The sequence below is a fragment of the Actinomycetospora sp. C-140 genome, from assembly GCF_054796175.1.
This window is the reverse complement of sequence record NZ_JBTWNF010000004.1, coordinates 267,473-288,284: the sequence shown is the minus strand read 5'-3', so window position 1 is coordinate 288,284 and position 20,812 is coordinate 267,473. Positions and strand designations below refer to the sequence as shown.

Genomic DNA, 20,812 nt, shown 5'->3' with positions numbered 1-20,812 from the left:
GACGCGGTGGTGAACCGCAGGAGGGAGAAGCGGGAGGAGACCGCCCCACCCTTCCGGTCCGACGACGGTCGGTGGCAGGAACTGCTCGACACCGCGGCGCGCACCTTCGCGCGCAAGGGCTACCGGTCCGCCACCCTCCAGGACATCGCCGACGAGTTCGGCGTCCTCAAGGGCAGCCTCTACCACTACATCCGCAGCAAGGACGACCTGCTGTACGAGGTCATCCGCGGGGTGCTCGACGTCGGGCTCGCCCGCCTCCGCGAGCAGGCGGCGGTCGACCTCGACCCCGTCGAGCGCCTCCGCGCGATCATCCGCGCCCACGTCCTGCACCTCGTCGACAACCGCGTCGGCACGACCGTGCTGCTCCACGAGTTCGCGCAGCTGTCGGCGGAGCGACAGGCCACCGTCCCGGTCCGCGAGTACCAGGCCGTGCTCGAGGAGCAGGTCGACGCGGCCCGCGCCGATCCCCGCGTCCGGTCGGACCTCGACCCGCACCTGAGCGCTCTCGCCGTCCTCGGCGCCACCAACTGGGTCTACCGCTGGTACCGGCCGGACGGGACGCGCACTCCGGAGCAGATCGCCGACTACTTCGCGGCCACGCTGGTCGACGGGCTGCTCGAACCTCCGGGAACGGCCCGGGGCTGACGACCCGACGTGGACGAGGACCACGTTTGGCAGCCGCGGGTCGCGGTCAGACTCCCCGCGAGAGCGAGGCAGCCGACGGCGCCGTCACGTGGCCGTCGCGAGTCCCCGGTGGGTCCAGTGGGTGAGGGGCGGTCCGTCAGTGTCCGAGATGTCCGAGCGGTCCGGGCTGAAGGTCGACGAGCACCTGCGGGCGTTCGTCGAAGAAGAGCTGCTCGCGCAGGTCGAGCTCACCGGCGAGCAGTTCTGGTCGACCCTGGCCCGCCTGCAGGAGCGGTTCGCCGCCCCGATCGCGACGGCGCTGGCCGAGCGCGACCGGTTCCAGGACGAGATCGACGCCTGGCACGCCGAGCGCGGCGCGGGCTCGCGGGACGACTACGAGAAGCTGCTGACCGACCTCGGCTACCTGGAGCCCGAGCCGTCGAGCGTCCCGACGATCGACGTCGACCGGGTCGACCCGGAGATCGCCGAGGTGCCCGGGCCGCAGCTGGTGGTGCCGTCCACGAACGCGCGCTTCTCGCTCAACGCCGCGAACGCCCGCTGGGGCTCGCTGTTCGACGCGTTCTACGGCACCGACGCGCTCCCCCAGGACCACGAGCTCGCCAAGGGCTACGACGAGCGCCGCGGCGCGCAGGTCATCGAGGCCGCCGACGGACTGCTCGACGAGTTGTTCCCGCTCGAGCGCGGCAGCCACGCCGACGTCACCGCCTACCGGCCGTCGACCGACGGTCTGGCCGCCGACACTCCCGGCGGCGACGTCCGCCTGGCCCGTCCCGACCAGTTCGCCGGGTTCACCAGCCCCGACGCCGAGGGCAAGGGTCACGTCCTGCTCGTGCGGAACGGCCTGCACGTCGACCTGGTGATCGACCCGTCCACCCAGGTGGGCCGGCAGCACCACGCGGGCGTCAGCGACATCGCGCTCGAGTCGGCGGTGACCACGATCGTCGACCTCGAGGACTCGGTCGCGACGGTCGACGGCGAGGACAAGGCCCTGGCCTACCGCACGTGGCTGGGGCTGATGACCGGCGACCTGGTCTCGGAGTTCTCCAAGGGCGGCGAGACCGTCACCCGGCGGGTCAACCCCGACCGCGAGTACACCGCCGCCGATGGCAGCACGCTGACGCTGCCGGGTCGCTCGCTGATGCTGGTGCGCACCTGCGGCCACCACATGACCACGAACGCGGTGCTCACCGCGGACGGGCAGGAGATCGCCGAGGGTGTGCTCGACGCGCTCGTGTGCGCCGTCGCCGCCCTCTACGACCTGCGCGGCCTCGGCCCGCACACCAACTCCCGCGCCGGCAGCGTCTACGTCGTCAAGCCCAAGCAGCACGGGCCGGCGGAGGTCGCGCTGACCGTCGAGCTGTTCGCGGCGGTCGAGGAGGCCCTCGGGCTCGACACCAACACGCTCAAGATCGGCATCATGGACGAGGAGAAGCGGACGACGGTCAACCTGTCGGCCTGCATCGGCGCGGCCGCGCACCGCGTCATCTTCGTCAACACCGGGTTCCTCGACCGGACCGGCGACGAGATCCACACCTGCTTCGCCGCCGGACCGGTGCTGCGCAAGGGCGACATGAAGTCGACGGTCTGGCTGCAGACCTACGAGGACCGCAACGTCGACGTCGCGCTGGCCGCGGGGTTCGAGCACCACGCCCAGGTCGGCAAGGGGATGTGGGCCAAGCCCGCCGCGATGGCCGAGATGCTCGAGCAGAAGATCGGGCATCCGAAGGCCGGGGCGAACACCGCCTGGGTGCCCTCGCCGACCGCCGCGACCCTGCACGCGCTGCACTACCTCCGCGTCGACGTGCACGCCGTCCAGGAGGAGATCGCGCAGCGGCAGACGGCCGACCGCCGTCACCTGCTGGAGCTCCCCCTCTCCGACCCGAGCACCCTGTCCGACGACGACGTGCGCCGGGAGCTGGAGACCAACGCCCAGTCGATCCTCGGCTACGTCGTGCGCTGGGTGGGGATGGGCATCGGCTGCTCGACGGTGCCCGACCTCGACGGGGTCGGGCTCATGGAGGACCGCGCGACGTTGCGGATCTCCAGCCAGCTCATCGCGAACTGGCTGGAGCACGGCGTCGTCGACGCCGACACCGTCAAGGAGACGTTCGCGCGCATGGCCGCGCTGGTCGACGAGCAGAACGAGGGCCAGGACGGCTACCCGCCGATGGCGCCGGACCTGGAGAACAGCGAGTCGTTCCAGGCCGCGCTCGAGCTGGTGTTCAGCGGCGGGACCGAACCCAACGGCTACACCGAGCGCCCCCTGACCCAGTGGCGCCGGAAGGCCAAGGCCCGCGCCTGAGCCGACACGCTCACCGACCGCTGTCGTCGAGGTAGCGCGCGGGCATCCGATCGCCGGCGGCGAGCGGGGGCCCGAGCACCCGCTGACCGCACGCCTGTGCGGCGGCGCTCAGCGCTGCCGCGTCGACCGCCCAGCCGTCCGGCACGGGCTCCCGCAGGTCCCGGCCCGCGGCCCGGTAGAAGGCCTCCATCCCGGCCGGGGTGCACACGGTCAGGAGGTCGACGGTCTCAGAGGTGATCAGCATGCCGTGCGGCACGCGCCGCGGGAGGAACGCCGTGTCGCCCGCTCCGAGGTCCCAGCGCTGATCGCCCGCCCAGAAGGTGCACGTGCCGTCGAGCACGAACACCGTCTCGTCCTCGTGATCGTGGACGTGCACGGGCGACGCGGCGCCTCCCGCCATCGACGATCGGAACGCGGCCAGCCGATCGTCGGTGGCCGCGCCGTCCAGGACGATGTGGTGGACGCTGCCGCTGATCCACGCGATCCGCTGGTGCGTCGCCTCCCGGATCACCCGAGGCGTGCTCATGCCGGCTCCCTCCGTCGCTCCCGGGCAGCTCACCGTCCGAACGGCCTCCCCGGCAGGGTGCAGCGCACCCCCTCGGGACCACGGCACGGCAGGCGACCCCGCCGCGAGGTGTGACGGGCCGCCCCCGGGACGGGCTACCGTCGAGGGGTGCGGGAAGGGCAGCGCGAGCGCCGCTCCGAGCTCGGGGCGTTCCTCAGCGCACGCCGGCGTCGGGTCGACCCGCGGTCGGTCGAGCTGTCGCCCGACGGGCGTGCGCGCCGCGTGCCGGGACTGCGCCGCGAGGAGCTCGCTGAGCTCGCCGAGGTCAGCACCGATTACTACACCCGCCTCGAGCAGGGCCGCGAGCGACACCCGTCGCCCCAGGTCCTCGCCTCGCTCGCTCGTGCCCTCCGCCTGCACGCCGACGAGGTCGGGCACCTCTTCCGACTCGGCGGGCAGGCCCCGCCGCCGGTGGAGCCGCCGCCGGCCGCGCCGGGACCCGACCTCCGCGCTCTGCTGCACCCGTCGCTGGTGCGGGTGCCGGTGACGGTGCTCGACCGCGCGCTCGACGTCGTCGACATGAACCCGGCGAGCGTCGGACTCCACGCGGGGTTCGCTCGGCGCGACAACCTCCTCCGGATGGTGTTCGGTGATCCGGCCGCCCGTTCCTTCTACGGCGACGAGTGGGACCTCACCGCCCACGCGGCCGTGGCGAGCTTCCGGGAGTCCTCCGCCCGGTTCCCCGGGGACGAACGGATCGCCGAGATCGCCGCGGAACTGGGCGAGCGCAGCGAGTCCTTCGCCGCTCTCTGGTCGTCCCGGGAGATCACGGTGAGCCCGTGCCCCGGCACCCACCGGCTCTGCCACCCCGTGCTCGGTGACCTCGACCTGCACTGCACCACCCTCGCGAACGTGGCCGTGCGCGGGCAGCAGTTGCAGGTGTTCACCCCCGAGCCCGGCAGCCGCACGGCCCGGCGCGTCGAACAGCTCACGCTCGTCCGGGCGGGAGCCGAGGGGTCGACTCTGGCTCGGGAACGTGTTTCCGGGGAAGACTGATCGACGCCGGCCCTGTTCCGCCCCCGGGGAGCCTTTGACGTGACCTCACCGACCCACACCGCGGTCTCCCGCGTCCGGGCCATCGAGTGTCACGGCCAGAACGTGTGGGACGTGGTGCTCTACTCGTCGGGCGCCCGGTTCTGGGTCGCGCACCGCGCCGTCCTCGACATCCTGGCGCTGAGCCTCACGAAGGGCCTCGAGGTGACCGTCGAGATCGCCTCGACGAGCTCGGAGATCCGCAGTGCCCGCGCCGCCGCCGGGATCCCGGCGTGACCGGCCGGGTCATCACGACCGACACCGGGCTGGTCAGCTCCGTCGCCCATCGCGACCGCACCTCGTGCGAGGTGACCCTGGTCCCCCGGCCGGCCGTCTACTGGGTGTCCAACCCGGCGGTGCTCGACGTCCTGGTGCTGGGGCTCGTCCGGCAGTGGGACGTGACGGTGGAGATCGACACGGCCTCGCTGGAGGTCGTGGGTGCGCGGGTGACGACCGGCCACGACTCGACGACGACGCCCGCGGACGGCGAACGCTGAGGCTTGCCTCGTGGTGACGAGAACCTGACCTCGATGCACGACCTCTGTGATCGCGACGGTGATTCTGCGCGCGCCTCGTGCGGCGGACGCTTCCCTGGTCACCGCCTCACGGCCGCGAGGGAGTCCCGCGATGATCACGACCGAACCACCACGGCGCGGCCGGACCGGTCGGGCCCGCCTCGCGCCCGTCGTGGCGGTGCTGGCCCTGCTCGGCGTCCTGGGTGGCTGCAGCGCGATCCCCGGGTCGCCGTTCACGTCGCCGGTCCCGTTCTCCCTGGCCGCGTCCGTCCCCGCGGGCGCCGTGGACGTCGCCCCGGCGGATCCGCTCGTCGTCTCCGCCGCGGGTGGGCGGGTCACCCAGGTGACCGTCACGCCCGTGGGCGCCGCCCCGCTCGCCGGCACGCCCGACCCGAGCGGCACGCGCTGGACCAGCGCCCGGCTCGCCTACGACACCGAGTACCGCGTGCAGGCCGCCGGCGTCGACTCCGACGGCAGGCCCGGGGCCCCGCTCGACCAGACCTTCCGCACCGTCGAGAAGCCCCGGCAGACCCTCGAGGTCGCGAGCATCCGTCCGACCGACGGGCAGACCGTCGGCGTCGCGATGCCGATCTCGATCACCTTCGACGCGCCGGTCGGCGACCGTGCCGCCGTCGAGCGGCGGGTCTCCGTGACCACCTCGGTACCGACCGAGGGCTCGTTCCACTGGATGTCCGACGAGCAGCTCAACTGGCGCCCGAAGGAGTACTGGCGCCCCGGCACGGAGGTCACGGTGGACGCCCGGCTGTTCGGCGTGGCCACCGGACACGGCCTCGACGGCGGGGACGACACCTCGTTCTCGTTCACCGTCGGACGCGACCAGCGTGCCCGCGGCGACGTCAACGCCCACACCCTCGTGCTCTACCAGGACGGCCGGGAGGTCCGGACCCTGCCCGCGTCCTTCGGCCGCCCGCAGTACCCGACGCAGTCCGGGGTCCACGTCGCGTTCGAGAAGTACGAGGTCAAGCGGATGCGCTCGGACTCGTGGGGCGGCCCGGCCGAGGGCACCCCGGGTTTCTACGACGAGGAGCTCCCCTTCGCCGTGCGGATCTCGAACAACGGCGAGTTCGTGCACGTCAACGCGGCCACCGTGAGCCAGCAGGGCCGCAGCAACGTCTCCCACGGCTGCGCGAACGTCTCCCCGGCCGACGGAGAGATGTTCTTCGGTTGGGTGCAGATGGGCGACCCGGTCGAGATCGTCGGCTCGGAACGCCCCCTGACCCCGGCCGACGGCGACATCGCCGACTGGACGATCCCGTGGGAGCAGTACCGGCAGGGTTCGGCGCTGGCCTGACGCTCGGGCGGGCCCGGGTGTATGGCTTGATGGTCGGGACCGACCCGAGACCCGGACCCCGACCGACGAGGAGGAACCCCGCCGTGACCGACGACCTGGCGGCACCGTCGAGCACCCCGCCCCTGGTCGCCACGCCGATCACGACCGACCTGGTCCGGGGCGCGCAGGAGATCGAGGCCACCGACCGCGGTGTGCTGCCCCACCGGCTGCCCGCGTGGGCCCGCGCCCGCGCCGACGCGCAGCTGCTGACCGCGGAGTCCTGCCCGGCCGGGGTGCGGCTCGCCTTCCGCACGAGGGCCACCCTCGTCGAGGTCGACCTCCGCCGGACGACGATGCGCTTCCGAGGCATGCCACCGCGACCCGACGGGCGGGTCGACCTCGTCGTCGACGGGGAGCCCGCGGGCTCCCTGTCCACCAGCGGGGGGACCACCGTCACCGTCGACCCGGCCACCGGCGCGACCGAGACCTCGGAGGGCCCCGTCGCGACCCTGCGGTTCTCCGGCCTGGCCGGCCGCGACCAGGACGTCGCGCTGTGGCTGCCCCACCAGGAGCGGACCGAGCTGGTCGCGCTGCGCACGGACGCGCCGGTGGCCCCGCTCCCGGCCGGCGACCGCCCGGTGTGGGTCCACCACGGCAGCTCGATCAGCCAGGGATCGAACGCCGCAGGCCCGACCGGGACCTGGCCCGCGCTCGCGGCGGCCGCGGGCGGCGTCGACCTGGTCAACCTCGGGTTCAGCGGCAGCATGATGCTCGACCCGTTCGTCGCCCGCGTCATGCGTGACCTGCCGGCCGACCTGCTCAGCGTCAAGATCGGCATCAATCTGGTCAACGGGGACGTGATGCGCCGGCGGGCGTTCGCGCCGGCTGTGCACGGGTTCCTCGACACCCTGCGCGACGGCCACCCGACGACACCGCTGCTGGTGGTCGGACCCGTGCTGTGCCCGATCCACGAGGACACCCCCGGGCCCGGCGCCCCGGACTTCGGCGACGGGACGGCGCGCTTCCGCGCCACCGGCGACCCCGCCGACGTGAACGACGGGCCCACCGGGCGGCTCTCGCTGCGCGCGATCCGCGCCGAGCTCGCCCGCGTCGTCGCGGAGCGCGCCGACGACCCGAACCTCCACCTCCTCGACGGTCTCGCGCTCTACGGCGAGGCGGACGCGGCCGAGCACCCCCTCCCCGACCGCCTGCACCCCGACGCCGCCGCCCACCGGATCATCGGCGAGCGCTTCGCCGCGCACGCCTTCTCCCCCGGCGGACCGTTCGCGTGACACCGGCCCGAGGTCGCCGACGCCGCCGGGTCAGCCTCCCGCGTCGGGGTCGACGGGCACCGGGCCGATGCGCCCGCTGCCGTCCGCGACGTCCAGGCTCGCGATCGCGGCGACGTCCTCGTCGGTGAGCTCGAGGTCGGCCGCGGCCCGGTTCTCGGCGATGTGCTGCGGGGAGTCGGCCTTCGGGATGACGATCCGGCCCTGCCGCAGGTGCCAGGCCAGCACCACCTGCGCGGGCGTCGCACCCAGCCGCTCGGCGATCCGCCGCAGGACGTCCTCCTGCAGCACCGACCCCCGGCCGAGCGGGCTCCACGCCTCGGTGCGGATGCCGTGCGCGTCGTGCAGCGCCCGCATCCCGTGCTGCTGCAGGTGCGGGTGGAGCTCGATCTGGTTGACCGCCGGCATGGTCCCCCCGAGCACGAGGATGCGCTGCAGGTGGCCGGCGCGGAAGTTCGACACCCCGATCGCCCGGGCCAGGCGCCCGTCGTAGAGCTGCTCCATACCCGACCACGTCTCGACGGACTCCGCGAAGACGTCGGTCGGCCAGTGCACGAGGTAGAGATCGACGAAGTCGAGCCCGAGCCGCTCGAGGCTGCGGGCGTGGCAGTCGAGCGCGTGATCGCAGCCCTGGTGGCCGTTCCACACCTTGGTGGTGACGAACAGGTCCTCCCGGCGCAGCCCGGAGGCGGCGAGCGCGCGGCCCACGCCGTCCTCGTTGCCGTAGACCGCGGCGGTGTCGACGCTGCGGTAGCCCTGCGCGAGCGCCTCGGACACCGAGGCCTCGGCATCACGCGCCTCGGAGACACCGAAGCCCAGCTGCGGCATCCGTACCCCGTTGTTCAGGGTGACGACGTCGTCGGCGCGGCCGAGGGTCGAGGACACGGGCGCGGCCTTCCTGATCAGTGGTGCACCGGACCGCGACGGTGGCCGTTGACTCACACGTACCTCACGGTGTCAGCTGGTGACGTCCTCGTCACGGCCTGTCGCTACAGAGGGGCGCCGATGTCCGAACCGTCCGACGGCGCCGACCGTGGTACCGCCACCGTAACCACCGCCGCACGGGACGAGGGCGAGCTGCGTGCCGGCCTCCGCCAACGGCACGTGACGATGATCAGCATCGCCGGCGTGATCGGTGCCGGGCTGTTCATCGGCTCCGGCGAGGCCATCGCCACCGCGGGCCCCGCCGTGCTGATCGCCTACCTGTTCGCCGGCACGCTCGTCGTGCTGGTCATGCGGATGCTCGGCGAGATGGCCGCCGCGCGGCCCGACCCCGGCTCGTTCTCCACCTACGCCGACCGCGCGATCGGCCCGTGGGCGGGCTTCACCGTCGGCTGGCTCTACTGGTGGTTCTGGGTCCTCGTGATCCCGGTGGAGGCGACGGCGGCGGCGGTCATCCTCAACTCGTGGATGCCCGGCATCCCGCAGTGGGGCTGGGCGCTGGCCGTGACTGTCGTCCTCACCGTGACCAACCTGTTCGCGGTGTCGAACTACGGCGAGTTCGAGTTCTGGTTCGCGCTGCTCAAGGTGATCGCGATCGTCGCGTTCATCGTGTTCGGCGTCCTGGCCGTGCTCGACCTGCTGCCCGGCGTCCCGGAGGTCGGCGGCCTGTCCCGGCTGGTCTCGGAGGGCGGCTTCGCGCCGAACGGCTTCGGCGCCATCGTCGCCGCGGTCCTGATCACGATGTTCAGCTTCATGGGCACCGAGATCGTCACGATCGCCGCCGCCGAGTCCAGCGACCCCGCCCGCGGCATCGGTCGGGCCACCCGCTCGGTGATCTGGCGGATCGCGGTGTTCTACCTGGCGTCGATCCTGCTGGTGGTGGCGATCGTGCCGTGGCACGACCCGCGGCTGCCCGAGTCCGGGTCCTACCAGGCGGCGCTCGAGGTGCTCGGGATCCCCGGGGCGAAGGCGATCGTCGACGTCGTCGTGCTCGTCGCCGTCGCGAGCTGCCTGAACTCGGCGCTCTACACGGCCTCGCGGATGCTCTACTCGCTCGGGCGGCGCGGCCAGGCACCCGCCGCGGTCAACCGGACGACCAGCCAGGGCGTGCCGCGCTTCGCGGTGCTCGGCTCGACCCTCGTCGGCTTCCTCGCGGTGATCGCGAACTACGCCTTCCCCGAGGAGGTGTTCTCCACCCTGCTCGCGACCTCCGGCGCGGTCGCGCTGCTGGTCTACCTGGTGATCGCGATCTCCCAGCTGCGGATGCGCCGGACGCTCGAGCGCGAGGGCTCCGAGATGCCGGTCCGGATGTGGGCCTTCCCCGTCCTGACCTGGGCGGTGATCGTCGTGATCCCCGCGGTGCTGATCTACATGGGCGCCCGGGAGGGGTCGCGGTTCGACCTCGCGATGACCGGGATCATCGCCGTCGCGGTCGTGATCGTCGGTGTGGTGCTGACCCGCCGGCGCGCCGGGGCGGCGAGGGCGTCGTCGTCCTGACGCCTCAGAGCCATCGCCGCACGCGGGCGCAGTACGCCGCGTACTCCGCACCGAACTTCGCGCGCAGGTAGCGCTCCTCGGGGAGGATCGCGCCCCACCTCAGGGCGGCGATCCCGACGGGCACGGCGACGACCGCCCAGAACGACGGCCACAGCAGGGCCAGCGCCACGTCCAGGACGATCAGGCCCAGGTACAGCGGGTTGCGGCTGCGGCCGAACGGGCCCCGGTCCAGGATCGTGCGCGTCGCGCCGCCCGGCAGCAGCGCCGTGCGGTGCCGGCCCATGAGCCACAACGCCCACCCGTTCCACAGGGCGAAGACCGCGACGAGCACCAGCCCCGCGGCGCGTGCCGCACCGACCGGCCACGTGACCGGGTCACCCGCGCCCGCGGTGATCCCGACGCCGATCAGCAGTGGCACGCCCAGCGCCACGGGCGGCCAGATCCGGTACGCCGGCGCATCGGTCACGCCGCGAGTGTGGCGTTCGGGGTGGCGTTCGGGGAGCCGTCTACAGCGCGACTCGGCGCCCGCACGGCAAGATCTGGAATCGGTGAGCGATCGCTCCGCTGAGCGGAACGATCGCTCACCACATCCAGATCTTCGTGACTCGGGGCCGATCCGGCACCGTCGGGAGCCCCGTCGGCGTCGCGGGGATCGCTGTCTCGGTGACGAGAGGCCTCACATCTGACGTCGAACGTCACCGAGTTCGCGATCAGGCGCCGTCGGCGTCTCCCCGGGCCCGGCGCTGAGCGAGGACGGCCGATCCCGCTCATCGAGACCGGACTTTGACCCGTCGAACGCGGCGGCGCGACTCTCGCCGCATCCCGCCGCCGAAGGGAGACCGGCCGTGACCGACGCGATGACGCTCGTCATTCCGCTCAAGGCGAAGGAGGGGATGGCGCCGCAGGACTTCTACGACTACTGGCTCAACGCGCACGTCACCCTGCCCCCGCGCTTCCCGGGGATCAGCTCGGTCTGGCTGCACACGACGCCGGGCGCCGCGTCGCTGTGGCCCGCGGTGGACGGGGTGTCGATGACGCCCGACCCGGAGGACACGTTCGACGGCGTGCCGGAGGCGACGTTCCCGACGATGGACGACCTCCAGGAGTTCATCAAGGCGTCCCGGGTGCAGATGGAGGACGGGATCAACTTCCTGTCCCAGGAGATCGGCTACGCGGCGCTCGGGGCGAACAGCACGACCGTGCGCGACACGACGGACCCGGCCCCCGACGGCACCGACGGCCACGTCCGCCACCTCGTGTTCCTGCGCAAGCGGCCCGAGATCGCGGTGGAGGAGTTCCGGGCGCGGCTCGACGACGGTCTGGTCCCCGCCCTCGCGGACGCACCGGAGATCCGCAAGCTGCGCCGCCATCTCTTCGAGGAGCTCGACATCACCCTCGACCACCCCGGCGTCACGATGACCAAGCCGCTCGAGCGCCAGTACCAGGCGATGATCGAGGTGGTGGTCGACGACGAGGACGCGTTCGCGCGCTTCGCCGCGTCCGAGGCCTACACCGCCGTCGCGACGCAGCTGGCCGCCCTCTGCTCGGCCGTGCACCCGGCCCGCGTGGCGCGCTGCATCACCACGAAACACGACGGACGGATCACGCTCGCCGGGGTCCGCGGCATCGGCGTCGCCGACATCATCCGCAAGGCCGGCGCCACGAGCCAGACCCACGACGACGTGCTCCGGGAGTTCCTGCCGCCCGCCGACCTGGCCCGCAGCTAGAGCTTCCGCGAGCGCTCCCCCGACCGGCCGTCGGCGGCGGACCGGTCAGGACGCCCGCTTCTGCCGGTTGAACTCCTCGACCGTGTACGTCCGCCGCCCACCCAGCAGGATGCCGCCGCCCGTGGCCAGGACGAGGATGACCACACCGGCGCCGCGCAACGGCCAGAACGGGCCGTCGGCCAGGTAGATGGCGTACCCGCCGAGCACGATCAGGAGCACCGTCACCGCGTACTCGACGATCTGGCGCAACCATCGGTGCCGTCCCCCGGACTCGAGGTTGGCGAGGCTCTGCTCCCAGGACAGAGGCATCGTGCTCGGAGCGGCCGCCGCGAGGGAGGGCCAGAGGATGAGCCGGGTGTAGTTGCCGATGACGACGATGCGGTACGCGAGCGCCCAGTAGACCAGGAGGACGATCGCGGCGAGCGCGGGGACGACGACGAGGATGGCCCGCTGCCCCGGTGCGTTGACGCCGAGTCCGAGGACGACGCCGATCGCCGTGACGCCCAGCCCGAGCACGGTGTTCTGGCTCGTCGTGTGTCCCAGGAGCTCCGCCCGGAGCGCGTTGTACTCGGCGAGTGCGATGTCGACCGAACGGTCAGGGGGCTGATCGCTCATCCTCGACGTCCTTTCCCGGAGCAACCGTCGAGACGCCCGAGCCGAAGGCCGTACAGGTCGCGTCGAGGGCGATCCGCGTGAGGCCGCCCGCATAGACGCGGGGTTGGTCGACCCGGATGACCAGGCACAAGCGGCCGTTCTGCCCGTACTTGCGGAGCAGGAACTCGTAGTCGGACTTCAGCCGGCGGGCAGCGACCAGATTCGTCTGGGCGCTCTGCCCGCAGATGAGGAAGACCGGACGGTGGGACGTCGGGATGCGTGCCAGGACGACGTACTCCTCCACGTCCTCGACCCGGACGAAGGTCTGCCCGCCCACGTGCAGCGGGACGGCGGGCCCGGCCTCGTCGAACGGCTCGAACGTCACGCCGGGGAGGAGCCGCTCGAGGTGGACGGCCGTCCGGGCGTTCGCGTCGGGGCCGCCGAGACAGAACTCGGTCCGCTCGCCGAGGGGATCGGCGAACGATGTGCTGTCGTCGAAGACCAGGGACTGGACGGTGGAGCCGCAGTCCCGCGCGATGGCCGAGATCTCGATCATCGCCGCGGCGTCCATCCGGTGGACGCCGTGGGTCAGGTTCGATCCGACGTGGCGGGGGACGGAGATGACGCACGCGATGTCCGGGCTCATCCCGAAGAACGTGCGTCGGCGCTCCGCCCGCAGCCGGAGGCGAAAACGCTGGAACGCCCACACCGCGAGCCCGGCGACGACGCTCGCGAGGAGGTTGATCCCCAGATCGCCGATGCTGTCCATGTCGTCGCCGGACAGTACGCGGAACGGCACGCTCGACGTCATCTCCGGGCAGGCGCTCCCGGTCGACGGCGACTCGGAGTCCGCCCCGTACGCCCGCTCAGGGACGCGCTCGTTCGCCGCGGTAGTCCTCGAGGTCGATGTCGGTGGCGAACCGGTCCATGAGCCGCATGACGCCGCTGAAGAGCGGGGCCACGGTGAACAGCGCGTTCCGCAGCCGGATTCCGGGTCGCGTCGCGGGGGCCAGCAGGCGGCCGGCGTTGACCTTGCGGGAGACCGAGGCGTAGCGGCGGAACGCGGCCTCGTACCGGGCGAACGCCACCTGGTGGTCACCGTCCGCCTTCGCCAGCTCGCCGGCCAGGACGTAGGCACCGACGACCGCGAGACCCGTGCCGAACCCACCCAGGGCGTTGCCGTACGCCGAGTCGCCGACCAGGACCACGCGGCCGGACGCGTAGTGCTCGCAGGCCACGCGGCTGATCGAGTCCAGGTGGAAGCCCGTCGCCGCCGGGAGGAGCTCGAGCAGCTGCGGCACCTTCCACGCCGCGCCGCGGTAGGTGTCATGGACGGCCTGCTGCTGGGCGCCGACGTCCACCCGCTCACAGCCCCCGGAGTCGGAGGCGAAGACGAAGAAGACCGGTGCCTTCGGCCCGCCGGTCGCGACCATGCGCCCGGGCTCGTTGTACATCTCGTCGGCGGCGACGAGGTCGCTGTCGATCTCGGCCAGGGCGTAGTGGTAGCCGAGGCGCGTGACGAAGTCGGCGTCGGGGCCGAAGGCCAGGCGGCGGACGGTCGAGTGGATGCCGTCCGCGCCGACGACGAGGTCGAAGCTCTGCGGCGACGCGTGCCGGAAGGTCACCTCGACGGCGTCCGGCGTCTCGGTCAGGGACGTGATCGTGTCGCCGAACAGGTAGGTGCACGACGTGGCGGTCCGCTCGACGAGGATCCGCGCGAGGTCGCCGCGGGGGATCTCGATGTCACCGCCGCTGAAGGCGGCGGGCACGACCCCGATCCGCCGGCCACGAGCGTCGACGATCAGCCCGTCGCCTCCCCCGGTCACCGCCGCGCCCTCGACCTCGTCGAGGACGCCCATCCTGCTCAGCACGGTGCGGTGGGTGGCGCCCTTGAAGTCCACCGCCTGACCGCCCGGCCGCACCCCGGCCGCCTGCTCCACGACGGTGACCTCGACGCCGTCGCGGCTCAGCCACAGGGCGAGCGCGGGCCCCGCGATGCTCGCCCCGGAGATCAGGACGCGGGTGTTCTTCACAGCAGGTCCTCTCGTGCTGACGTGTCGTTCAGGTGCCGGAACCGGCGGTCGAGGTCGTCGAACGCGGTCTGCGCGATGCGGTCGAGGTCGTCGTCGTCCGGGTCCTCGCCGTGCACCACCCGGCGGCCGATGTGGTCGCCGACGAGCTGCAGCGCCGCCACGAGCGCCGCGGCGTGGAGATGGGCGAGGACGACGTCCAGGTCGGGGTCGGTCGCGGCGAGGGCGTCGCGGATCGTCGCGACCTGCTGGTCGCGCACCTCGAGGCCGAAGCGTCGGACCACGGGGCTGCTGATGCACAGGGCGAAGAACTGGCCGCGCGCCTCCCGCGGGTCGGCCCCGCGGTGGCGCTCGATGTCCTCCGTCGCGATCACCCGCAGGGCCGCTGCCGGCGTGCTGCCGGTGGGGCGGTCGACGACGAGGGCGTGGAGGCGCCGCCGGATCGCCTCGGCACGGTCGAGCGCGAGGTCGTGCTTGGCCGGGAAGTAGTTGTAGACGGTCTGCTCCGCGACGTCCGCCGCACGGGCGACGTCGGCGATCGCCACCGCGTCGAAGCCGTGCTCCGCGAACAGGCGGGCCGCGGCGTCGGCGATCCGCTGTCGCGTCTCGGCCTTCTTGCGCTCCCGGAGCCCGGCTTGAGTGACCACATTTCTAGGGTCGCTCCAACATTTCACACCGTCAAGGTGCGGGTCGGCCCTGCTCGGCGGTCGTGCCGACCGGCGGCGTCCAGCACCGTCGTACCGATCCTGCTGCCCTGGTGAGGTCCACGATGCCGTGTCCCCGCGTAGCGTCGCGGGGCATGGCGGACCGGGGGACGCGATGCTGGCGCGGTGGCGGGACGCCTTCGCCGAGGCCTCGGCGCGTATCGTGAGCGGGGACGCGGGGCCATGAAGGACCTGCTGTCGCACGGCGAGGACGTGACCGTGCTCGGGGCGTTCGGGGGCTACGCCCGGGGCCGGGAGTCCGTCGCGACGCGGCTGGACTGGGCGAGCTCGCAGTTCCAGGACGGGCGGTGGTCGTCCGAGGACGTCGCCGCTCACGTCACCGACGACCTCGCGTGCACCGTCATGATCGAGCGCACCGAGGCCCGGGTCGGCCGGGACGCCGAGCCGTCGCTCCAGGAGCTCCGCGTGACGCACGTCCTGCGTCGGGAGGGCGAGGAGTTCAAGATCGTCCACCGGCACGCCGACCCGCCCCTGACGGCACGGGCACCCTGAGCGGCTCCCGGGCGGCCAGACCCGGTCCGTCACACGCCGGTGACGCCGTCGATGCGTTCCCGGAGCAGGTCCGCGTGGCCGTTGTGTCGGGCGTACTCCTCGATCATGTGGACGTAGATCCAGCGCAGGCTGACGTCCTGGCCCATGAACCGCCCGGTGTCGGTCAGCCGGCGGCCGGCACAGCGCTCGCGGGAGGTGGCGACCTCGGTGGACCACGTCGCCAGCGCGGCCTCGAGGGTCGCGCCCGCGGCCACGTCGAAGCCCCCGTCGGGCCCCTCGGGGTCGGCGTCCGGGTCGTGGATCGGAGGAGCCGATTCGCTGGCCAGGACGCGCCGGAACCAGTTGCGCTCCACCTCGGCGAGGTGCTGGACCAGGCCGGTGAGAGTGAAGATCGACGGCGGCGCCGACGCCGTGGCGGCCTGCGCGTCGTCCAGGCCGGCGCACTTCAGGGCCAGCGTCGCGCGCTGGAAGTCGAGCCACTCCTCGAGCGTGGCGCGTTCGTCGGCGTTGAGGGACGGGACGGATCGGGCACCGGAGCTCACGCCGTGATCCTCCTCCGCGGCGGTGGGGGTGCTGCGGACCGTCCGCTCCCTCACCGCCCCGAGGCCCGGCCCAGCCGCGACGCCGAGATCAGGAAGAAGACGCCCCCGAGCAGGGCGTAGCCCGCGATGCCGATCAGCGACGCCCCGGGGGCGACCGACTGCAGCAGGAACGCCGTGCCGGCGACGGCCGAGAGGGCACCGCTGACGATCATCGCCCCCTGACCGCCCAGCCCGCGTCGTCCGAGCGCGACGACGAGCTGCACGACCCCGGCGACGACCGCCCAGGCACCCCAGACCCGCAGCACGGCCGGCACGCCGGACGCGACGGCGACGACGAGACCACCCGTGGCGAGCACGCTGACCGCCACGTTGACGAGGAGACCGACGCGGCTCGTGGTCGGTCCCGTACCGATCCGTGGTGCACGGCGGTCGACGACGGCGGCGGCCACGTCGACCACCGGATAGAGGACGAGCAGGACGGCGGCGAGGGGGGTGATGCTCCCGGCGGTCAGGAGCAGCAGGACCGCCCAGACCAGGGCGAACGCGAAGCGCACGAGGTAGAGCCGCCGCAACGCCGGAGCGGGACCGGGCGCGGTGTCGAGGGACGGCTCGTCCCGGCGTCGGTCGGTGGTGTGCGCGCTCGACATCGTGCCTCCGTGAGAGAGAAAGACCGTTCTTCCTTGCTTCCGGGAGGCTGGCACGTCGGCGACGCAGAAGCAAGACCGACCGTTCTTTCCGCTATCCTCGCCACGTGTCACCCGCATCCCCGTCACCGGCCGCCACCACGTCGGCGGACCCGCCGCGGTCCGAGGCACGGGAACGGTTGCTCGCGAAGGCCAGCGAGCTGTTCTACCGCGACGGGATCCGGGCGGTGGGAGTCGAGCGGATCATCGCCGAGACCCCGACGACACGGGCCACGTTCTACCGCCACTTCCCCTCGAAGGAAGCGCTCGTCGTCGCCTACCTGCGCGGCGTCGACACCCAGACCCGCGCCGCCGTCCGGGCCGCCGTCGACACCGCCCCCTCACCGGCCGACGCCGTGCGGGCGATCGCGGACGTCCTCGTCGACGACCTCGGCCGCCCGGAGTTCCGGGGGTGCGCGTTCCTCAAGGCGGCCGCCGAGTTCCCCGAGCCCGACGACCCCGTGCGCCGCGTCGTGGTCGAGCACCGGGCCTGGTACCTCGCGACGCTCACCGAGCTCTTCGCCGACGTCTTCGGCACCTCACCGCGACGCGGGCGGCCCGAGCACGCCGCGCAGCACTTCCTCATGATGCGCGACGGCGCCATGTCGGGAGCCCATCTCGACGGCGCCGCCCACGTCGGGGACGCGTTCCACCGCGGCGTCGACGGCCTCCTCACGCTCCTGCACTGACCACCCGGCCCCGACGCCCACCGCTGGGAGAGGACGCGATGCCGGTGAGCCCCGACCGACCGACACCCACCCAGGGCGAGGTGCTCGCCTACTTCGCCACGCTGTCGAACCGGGGCCGGTGGGGCGACGACGACGAGCGCGGCACCCTGAACCACGTCACCGACGACGTCCGCCGGGCGGCGGCGCGGTCCGTGCGCCACGGCCGGAGCGTGTCGTGCGCCTGGGACGTCACCGCACCGGACGACATGGAGCGGTCGACGACGGCGTGCCCGTGCGCCGCCGACATGCCGGGGGCGGAGAACATGCCCGCCGCGTTCCACCGCGACCGGCGCTGGGGCTTCACCACCGAGCGGCTCGGCCTCACCTTCCACGGCAACACGATCACCCACCTGGACTCGCCGTGCCATCTCTTCTGGGACGGCGCGACGTACAACGGACGGTCGCACGCGCAGGTCGACGCCGCGACCGGCTCGGCGTGGGCTGCGGTCACGGCGGCCGCGGACGGGATCCTCACCCGCGGCGTCCTGCTCGACGTCGCCCGCGCCCGCGAGGTGCCGTGGCTCGAACCCGGACAGGGCGTGTTCCCCGACGACCTCGAGGAGGCCGAGCGTCGCCAGGGGGTCCGGGTGCGCTCCGGGGACGCGGTGCTCCTGCGGACCGGCCACGGCCGGGCCCGCCGCGAGGGCGCAGCGGTCGCCGGCATCGCCCAGGCCGGCTGGCACGCGTCCTGCCTGCCGTGGCTGCAGGAGCGGGAGGTCGCGCTCATCGGCGCGGACACCCCGCAGGACGTCCAGCCGTCGGGCTACGACGACGTGCTGATGCCGGTGCACGCCGTGGGCCTCGTGGCGATGGGCCTGTGGCTGCTCGACAACGGCGATCTCGAGGAGTGCGCGGCGACGGCGGCCGAGCTCGGCCAGTGGGACTTCCACCTCGCCGTCGCGCCCGTCCGCCTCGCCGGGACCTCCGGCAGCCCCGTCAACCCGATCGCCACGTTCTGATCACCGTGGTCGCTGATACCCCTCCGGGGTATCCCTGAGGTACCGTCGCCGCGTGGTCCGGCGACTCGGCAGCTCACGGCGTGCGCCGGGAGGCCTGGGCGCCGTGTGGCCACGGCGTCTCGCGCTCCTCGTGGTCGCGCTCGGGATCGTCCTCATGCACCACGTGGTCGGCGCCCACCAGCACGCGGCACCGGACACGCCGCCGGCGGGCACCGTCGTCGCCGTCGCGCACCCGGGTGACCACGGTGCACCGTCGACCGCCGCGCTGCACCAGCACGCCGGCGGCGGCGGCGGTCACGATCACGCCGCGGCGATGCTGCACCTGTGCCTCGCCGCGCTCGCCGGGGCGGTCGTGCTCCTGCTCGTCCTGGTCCTCCTGGCGGCGTGGTGGCGGTGCGTCCCCGCACGCCTCGGCGCGGGGGCCACCCACATCGCCGCCGTCCCGCGCCCACCTCCCGTTCCGTCGCGGCTCGCCGAGCTCCAGGTCCTCCGGCTGTAGGTCGCCCGTTCCGCGCGCGTCCGCCCTCGCGGCGTGATCGCGCCGCGGCGTCGCGTCCTGCCCCGGCACCGATCACCGGTGTCCTGCCGAAGGAGTACCTCCATGCGTATCCGTCTCGTCGGCGGCGTCCTCGCCGCCACCACGGCCGTCCTGCTCGCCGCGGGATGCGCCGGTCCCACTGCGGCGCCCGCCGCGTCGACGCCGATCCCGACCGAGCACACCGCGGCCGACGTCGCGTTCGCCCAGGGGATGATCCCCCACCACCAACAGGCCCTCGCCATGGTGGCGCCGGCCGCGCAGCGGGCGACGGCGCCCGAGGTCCGGGACCTCGCGACCCGGATCGGCCGGGAGCAGGGACCCGAGATCGAGCAGATGAACCAGATGCTCGCGGCCTGGGGCGCCCCACCCGCGCCGTCCGGCTCGATGGCGGCCATGCCGATGCACGGGATGATGAGCGACGCGCAGATGCAGCAGCTCGGCGCGCAGTCCGGGCCGGCGTTCGACCGGATGTTCCTGCAGATGATGATCGAGCACCACACCGGCGCGGTGCAGATGGCCCAGACCGAGCAGGCCCAGGGGCGCAACCCCCGGGCCGTGGAGCTCGCCGCAGCAATCGTGCTGGCCCAGCAGCGTGAGATCGCCGAGATGCAGGGCATGCTCGCCCGGGTCTGACCGGGTCCGAGAGATCACTTGCACCTCACGCACCCGAGCCTGTCGTCCGCGGTGCGTGAGGCGCTCCTGATCTCGGCGAGGCATCAGGCCGCTCGCCCGCCGGGCCGGACGCGTCGCACACTGCTCGCCGGGGTGCCGGTCGCAGCCCGGCCGGCACCGGGGAGACGAGGAGATACGCCATGATCGTTGCCCGGTTCAGGATCCGCTGCCACCCGGAGTGGAGCGACGAGGTCGCGAGGGCGATGGCGGCCGTGGAGGCACCGAGCCGGGCGCTCCCCGGCGTCGTCCACTTCGATGTCGCGCGCAGCATCACGGACCCGGACGCCTTCGTGGTCGTCGAGGTGTTCGAGGCCCGCGACGCGCTCGACCGCCAGAACTCGCAGCCCGAGGTCGCCGAGGTGCTGCGCCTCGTGGGCGCGGGCGCGGTGACGGCCGATCCGGAATGGGCGTTCTGGGAGGCCACGCCGGCGAGCTGACCGACCGCCCTCACAGCTCGAGGACGGCCCGCAGGGCGTTGTCCACGGCGTCCATCTGCTCGGCGGTGACCTCCCCGAGCCGGTCGGTGAGCATGGACCGCGGGGGGCGGTCGAGCAGGAGCACCGACGCCCACCCCCAGGCCGTCTCCACGGCCAGGAGCGACCCGGGATCGGAATCCACGACGTGGAGCGCGTAGCAGGTGGCCACGTCATCGCTCTCGTTGAGCAGGTCGGCGGACACGACGAGCCGCTTGTCCGACTGTCCCCGCCGGCCGAGGAGTCCGCTGTACTGCCAGACCCCGCCCCTACGCATGCGACGCGGCGGCCTCGTCCTGGGCGTCGCCCTCGTAACCCGGATGCGCGGCGAACCACCGACCGTGGGCTTTCAAGGCCTCACGCAGCTCGTCCTGCCGGACCAGGCGCTCGAGGTAGCCGGACGCTCCTCCGCGCGTCCTCTCGCCGCACTGCCGCACCCGTCTCGCCACCGACTCGTCGAAGCTCACCGTGATGCGCTCGGCCATGCACACCAGCGTACGTATCTCGGTGCGCTAGAGCATCGCTTCCCGGGAAGCCGCCGGACTCCCCGAGTAGCGGACCGGCCGCGAAG

Annotated in this window: 26 protein-coding genes; 15 read left to right on the top strand and 11 right to left on the bottom strand. The window is 73.0% G+C overall.

Translation table 11 applies throughout. From position 1 onward, the window contains the following. Positions 1-9 precede the first annotated feature (9 nt). Both ACR9E3_RS09295 and ACR9E3_RS09290 read left to right on the top strand, forming a co-directional pair. Complete coding sequence (locus ACR9E3_RS09295; protein WP_460379947.1) at positions 10-645, top strand: TetR/AcrR family transcriptional regulator; 636 nt, start codon at positions 10-12, stop codon at positions 643-645. Positions 646-793: 148 nt separating this feature from the next. After that, positions 794-2,947 (top strand): malate synthase G, encoded by a 2,154-nt coding sequence (locus tag ACR9E3_RS09290; protein WP_460379946.1) that lies wholly within the window; start codon positions 794-796, stop codon positions 2,945-2,947. A 10-nt stretch (positions 2,948-2,957) separates the two neighbouring features. Here the strand turns inward: ACR9E3_RS09290 and ACR9E3_RS09285 are convergent, their stop codons facing one another. Further along, positions 2,958-3,473 (bottom strand): cupin domain-containing protein, encoded by a 516-nt coding sequence (locus ACR9E3_RS09285; RefSeq protein WP_460379945.1) that lies wholly within the window; start codon positions 3,471-3,473, stop codon positions 2,958-2,960. Positions 3,474-3,620: 147 nt separating this feature from the next. On the opposite strand from ACR9E3_RS09285, the gene ACR9E3_RS09280 reads away from it, so the two are divergent. The 5 genes from ACR9E3_RS09280 (at position 3,621) to ACR9E3_RS09260 (ending at position 7,642) form a co-directional block, all read left to right on the top strand. Beyond that, a complete protein-coding gene (locus ACR9E3_RS09280; protein WP_460379944.1) occupies positions 3,621-4,508 on the top strand; it encodes a helix-turn-helix domain-containing protein in 888 nt (295 codons plus the stop codon). Positions 4,509-4,547: 39 nt separating this feature from the next. After that, entirely contained in the window at positions 4,548-4,781 is a 234-nt protein-coding gene (locus tag ACR9E3_RS09275) for a hypothetical protein (RefSeq protein ID WP_460379943.1), read from the top strand. After that, positions 4,778-5,041 carry a hypothetical protein gene (locus ACR9E3_RS09270; RefSeq protein ID WP_460379942.1) on the top strand — a complete coding sequence of 88 codons (264 nt, stop codon included), beginning with the start codon at positions 4,778-4,780 and terminating at the stop codon, positions 5,039-5,041. Before ACR9E3_RS09275 ends, ACR9E3_RS09270 begins: the two co-directional genes overlap by 4 nt. Positions 5,042-5,171: 130 nt before the next feature. Continuing rightward, positions 5,172-6,371 carry a L,D-transpeptidase gene (locus ACR9E3_RS09265; protein WP_460379941.1) on the top strand — a complete coding sequence of 400 codons (1,200 nt, stop codon included), beginning with the start codon at positions 5,172-5,174 and terminating at the stop codon, positions 6,369-6,371. Positions 6,372-6,493: 122 nt separating this feature from the next. Further along, positions 6,494-7,642, top strand: a complete 1,149-nt coding sequence (locus tag ACR9E3_RS09260; RefSeq protein WP_460380069.1) for a GDSL-type esterase/lipase family protein — start codon at positions 6,494-6,496, stop codon at positions 7,640-7,642. Between the two features lie 30 nt (positions 7,643-7,672). On the opposite strand, the gene ACR9E3_RS09255 is transcribed toward ACR9E3_RS09260, so the two are convergent. After that, complete coding sequence (locus tag ACR9E3_RS09255; RefSeq protein WP_460379940.1) at positions 7,673-8,524, bottom strand: aldo/keto reductase; 852 nt, start codon at positions 8,522-8,524, stop codon at positions 7,673-7,675. A 120-nt stretch (positions 8,525-8,644) separates the two neighbouring features. Between ACR9E3_RS09255 and ACR9E3_RS09250 the strand changes: the two genes are divergently transcribed. Further along, positions 8,645-10,078 carry an amino acid permease gene (locus ACR9E3_RS09250; protein WP_460379939.1) on the top strand — a complete coding sequence of 478 codons (1,434 nt, stop codon included), beginning with the start codon at positions 8,645-8,647 and terminating at the stop codon, positions 10,076-10,078. Positions 10,079-10,082: 4 nt separating this feature from the next. On the opposite strand, the gene ACR9E3_RS09245 is transcribed toward ACR9E3_RS09250, so the two are convergent. Next, complete coding sequence (locus ACR9E3_RS09245; RefSeq protein WP_460379938.1) at positions 10,083-10,544, bottom strand: methyltransferase family protein; 462 nt, start codon at positions 10,542-10,544, stop codon at positions 10,083-10,085. A 379-nt stretch (positions 10,545-10,923) separates the two neighbouring features. Here ACR9E3_RS09245 and ACR9E3_RS09240 point away from each other — a divergent pair, with 379 nt between their 5' ends. Continuing rightward, positions 10,924-11,805, top strand: coding sequence for an EthD domain-containing protein (locus tag ACR9E3_RS09240; protein ID WP_460379937.1), 882 nt, complete (start codon positions 10,924-10,926; stop codon positions 11,803-11,805). A gap of 45 nt (positions 11,806-11,850) precedes the next feature. Here ACR9E3_RS09240 and ACR9E3_RS09235 read toward each other — a convergent pair whose 3' ends face one another. The 4 genes from ACR9E3_RS09235 to ACR9E3_RS09220 all read right to left on the bottom strand — a co-directional run bounded on the left by ACR9E3_RS09235 (position 11,851) and on the right by ACR9E3_RS09220 (position 15,076). Next, on the bottom strand, positions 11,851-12,420 hold the full coding sequence (locus ACR9E3_RS09235) for a hypothetical protein (protein ID WP_460379936.1): 570 nt from the start codon (positions 12,418-12,420) through the stop codon (positions 11,851-11,853). Then, positions 12,401-13,198, bottom strand: a complete 798-nt coding sequence (locus ACR9E3_RS09230) for a hypothetical protein (protein WP_460379935.1) — start codon at positions 13,196-13,198, stop codon at positions 12,401-12,403. Before ACR9E3_RS09230 ends, ACR9E3_RS09235 begins: the two co-directional genes overlap by 20 nt. Positions 13,199-13,265: 67 nt before the next feature. Continuing rightward, positions 13,266-14,432, bottom strand: a complete 1,167-nt coding sequence (locus tag ACR9E3_RS09225; protein ID WP_460379934.1) for an FAD-dependent monooxygenase — start codon at positions 14,430-14,432, stop codon at positions 13,266-13,268. Next, complete coding sequence (locus tag ACR9E3_RS09220; protein ID WP_460379933.1) at positions 14,429-15,076, bottom strand: TetR/AcrR family transcriptional regulator; 648 nt, start codon at positions 15,074-15,076, stop codon at positions 14,429-14,431. The genes ACR9E3_RS09225 and ACR9E3_RS09220 overlap by 4 nt, the downstream gene beginning before the upstream one ends. Positions 15,077-15,259: 183 nt before the next feature. On the opposite strand from ACR9E3_RS09220, the gene ACR9E3_RS09215 reads away from it, so the two are divergent. Then, positions 15,260-15,646, top strand: a complete 387-nt coding sequence (locus ACR9E3_RS09215; protein ID WP_460379932.1) for a YybH family protein — start codon at positions 15,260-15,262, stop codon at positions 15,644-15,646. A gap of 29 nt (positions 15,647-15,675) precedes the next feature. Here the strand turns inward: ACR9E3_RS09215 and ACR9E3_RS09210 are convergent, their stop codons facing one another. Beyond that, positions 15,676-16,188 (bottom strand): DinB family protein, encoded by a 513-nt coding sequence (locus ACR9E3_RS09210; RefSeq protein ID WP_460379931.1) that lies wholly within the window; start codon positions 16,186-16,188, stop codon positions 15,676-15,678. Between the two features lie 50 nt (positions 16,189-16,238). Beyond that, positions 16,239-16,835, bottom strand: a complete 597-nt coding sequence (locus ACR9E3_RS09205) for a hypothetical protein (protein ID WP_460379930.1) — start codon at positions 16,833-16,835, stop codon at positions 16,239-16,241. Between the two features lie 104 nt (positions 16,836-16,939). On the opposite strand from ACR9E3_RS09205, the gene ACR9E3_RS09200 reads away from it, so the two are divergent. From ACR9E3_RS09200 to ACR9E3_RS09180, 5 genes are all read left to right on the top strand, one after another. After that, positions 16,940-17,560, top strand: a complete 621-nt coding sequence (locus ACR9E3_RS09200) for a TetR/AcrR family transcriptional regulator (RefSeq protein ID WP_460379929.1) — start codon at positions 16,940-16,942, stop codon at positions 17,558-17,560. Between the two features lie 44 nt (positions 17,561-17,604). Further along, positions 17,605-18,558 (top strand): cyclase family protein, encoded by a 954-nt coding sequence (locus ACR9E3_RS09195; RefSeq protein ID WP_460379928.1) that lies wholly within the window; start codon positions 17,605-17,607, stop codon positions 18,556-18,558. A 52-nt stretch (positions 18,559-18,610) separates the two neighbouring features. Further along, a complete protein-coding gene (locus ACR9E3_RS09190; protein ID WP_460379927.1) occupies positions 18,611-19,057 on the top strand; it encodes a DUF6153 family protein in 447 nt (148 codons plus the stop codon). A 102-nt stretch (positions 19,058-19,159) separates the two neighbouring features. Further along, complete coding sequence (locus tag ACR9E3_RS09185; protein WP_460379926.1) at positions 19,160-19,729, top strand: DUF305 domain-containing protein; 570 nt, start codon at positions 19,160-19,162, stop codon at positions 19,727-19,729. Positions 19,730-19,908: 179 nt separating this feature from the next. Next, positions 19,909-20,205: a putative quinol monooxygenase gene (locus ACR9E3_RS09180; protein WP_460379925.1), complete on the top strand. Its 297-nt coding sequence runs from the start codon at positions 19,909-19,911 to the stop codon at positions 20,203-20,205. A 10-nt stretch (positions 20,206-20,215) separates the two neighbouring features. Here ACR9E3_RS09180 and ACR9E3_RS09175 read toward each other — a convergent pair whose 3' ends face one another. Beyond that, positions 20,216-20,518: a hypothetical protein gene (locus ACR9E3_RS09175; RefSeq protein ID WP_460379924.1), complete on the bottom strand. Its 303-nt coding sequence runs from the start codon at positions 20,516-20,518 to the stop codon at positions 20,216-20,218. Further along, positions 20,511-20,726: a hypothetical protein gene (locus ACR9E3_RS09170; protein ID WP_460379923.1), complete on the bottom strand. Its 216-nt coding sequence runs from the start codon at positions 20,724-20,726 to the stop codon at positions 20,511-20,513. Before ACR9E3_RS09170 ends, ACR9E3_RS09175 begins: the two co-directional genes overlap by 8 nt. Positions 20,727-20,812: the final 86 nt, after the last annotated feature.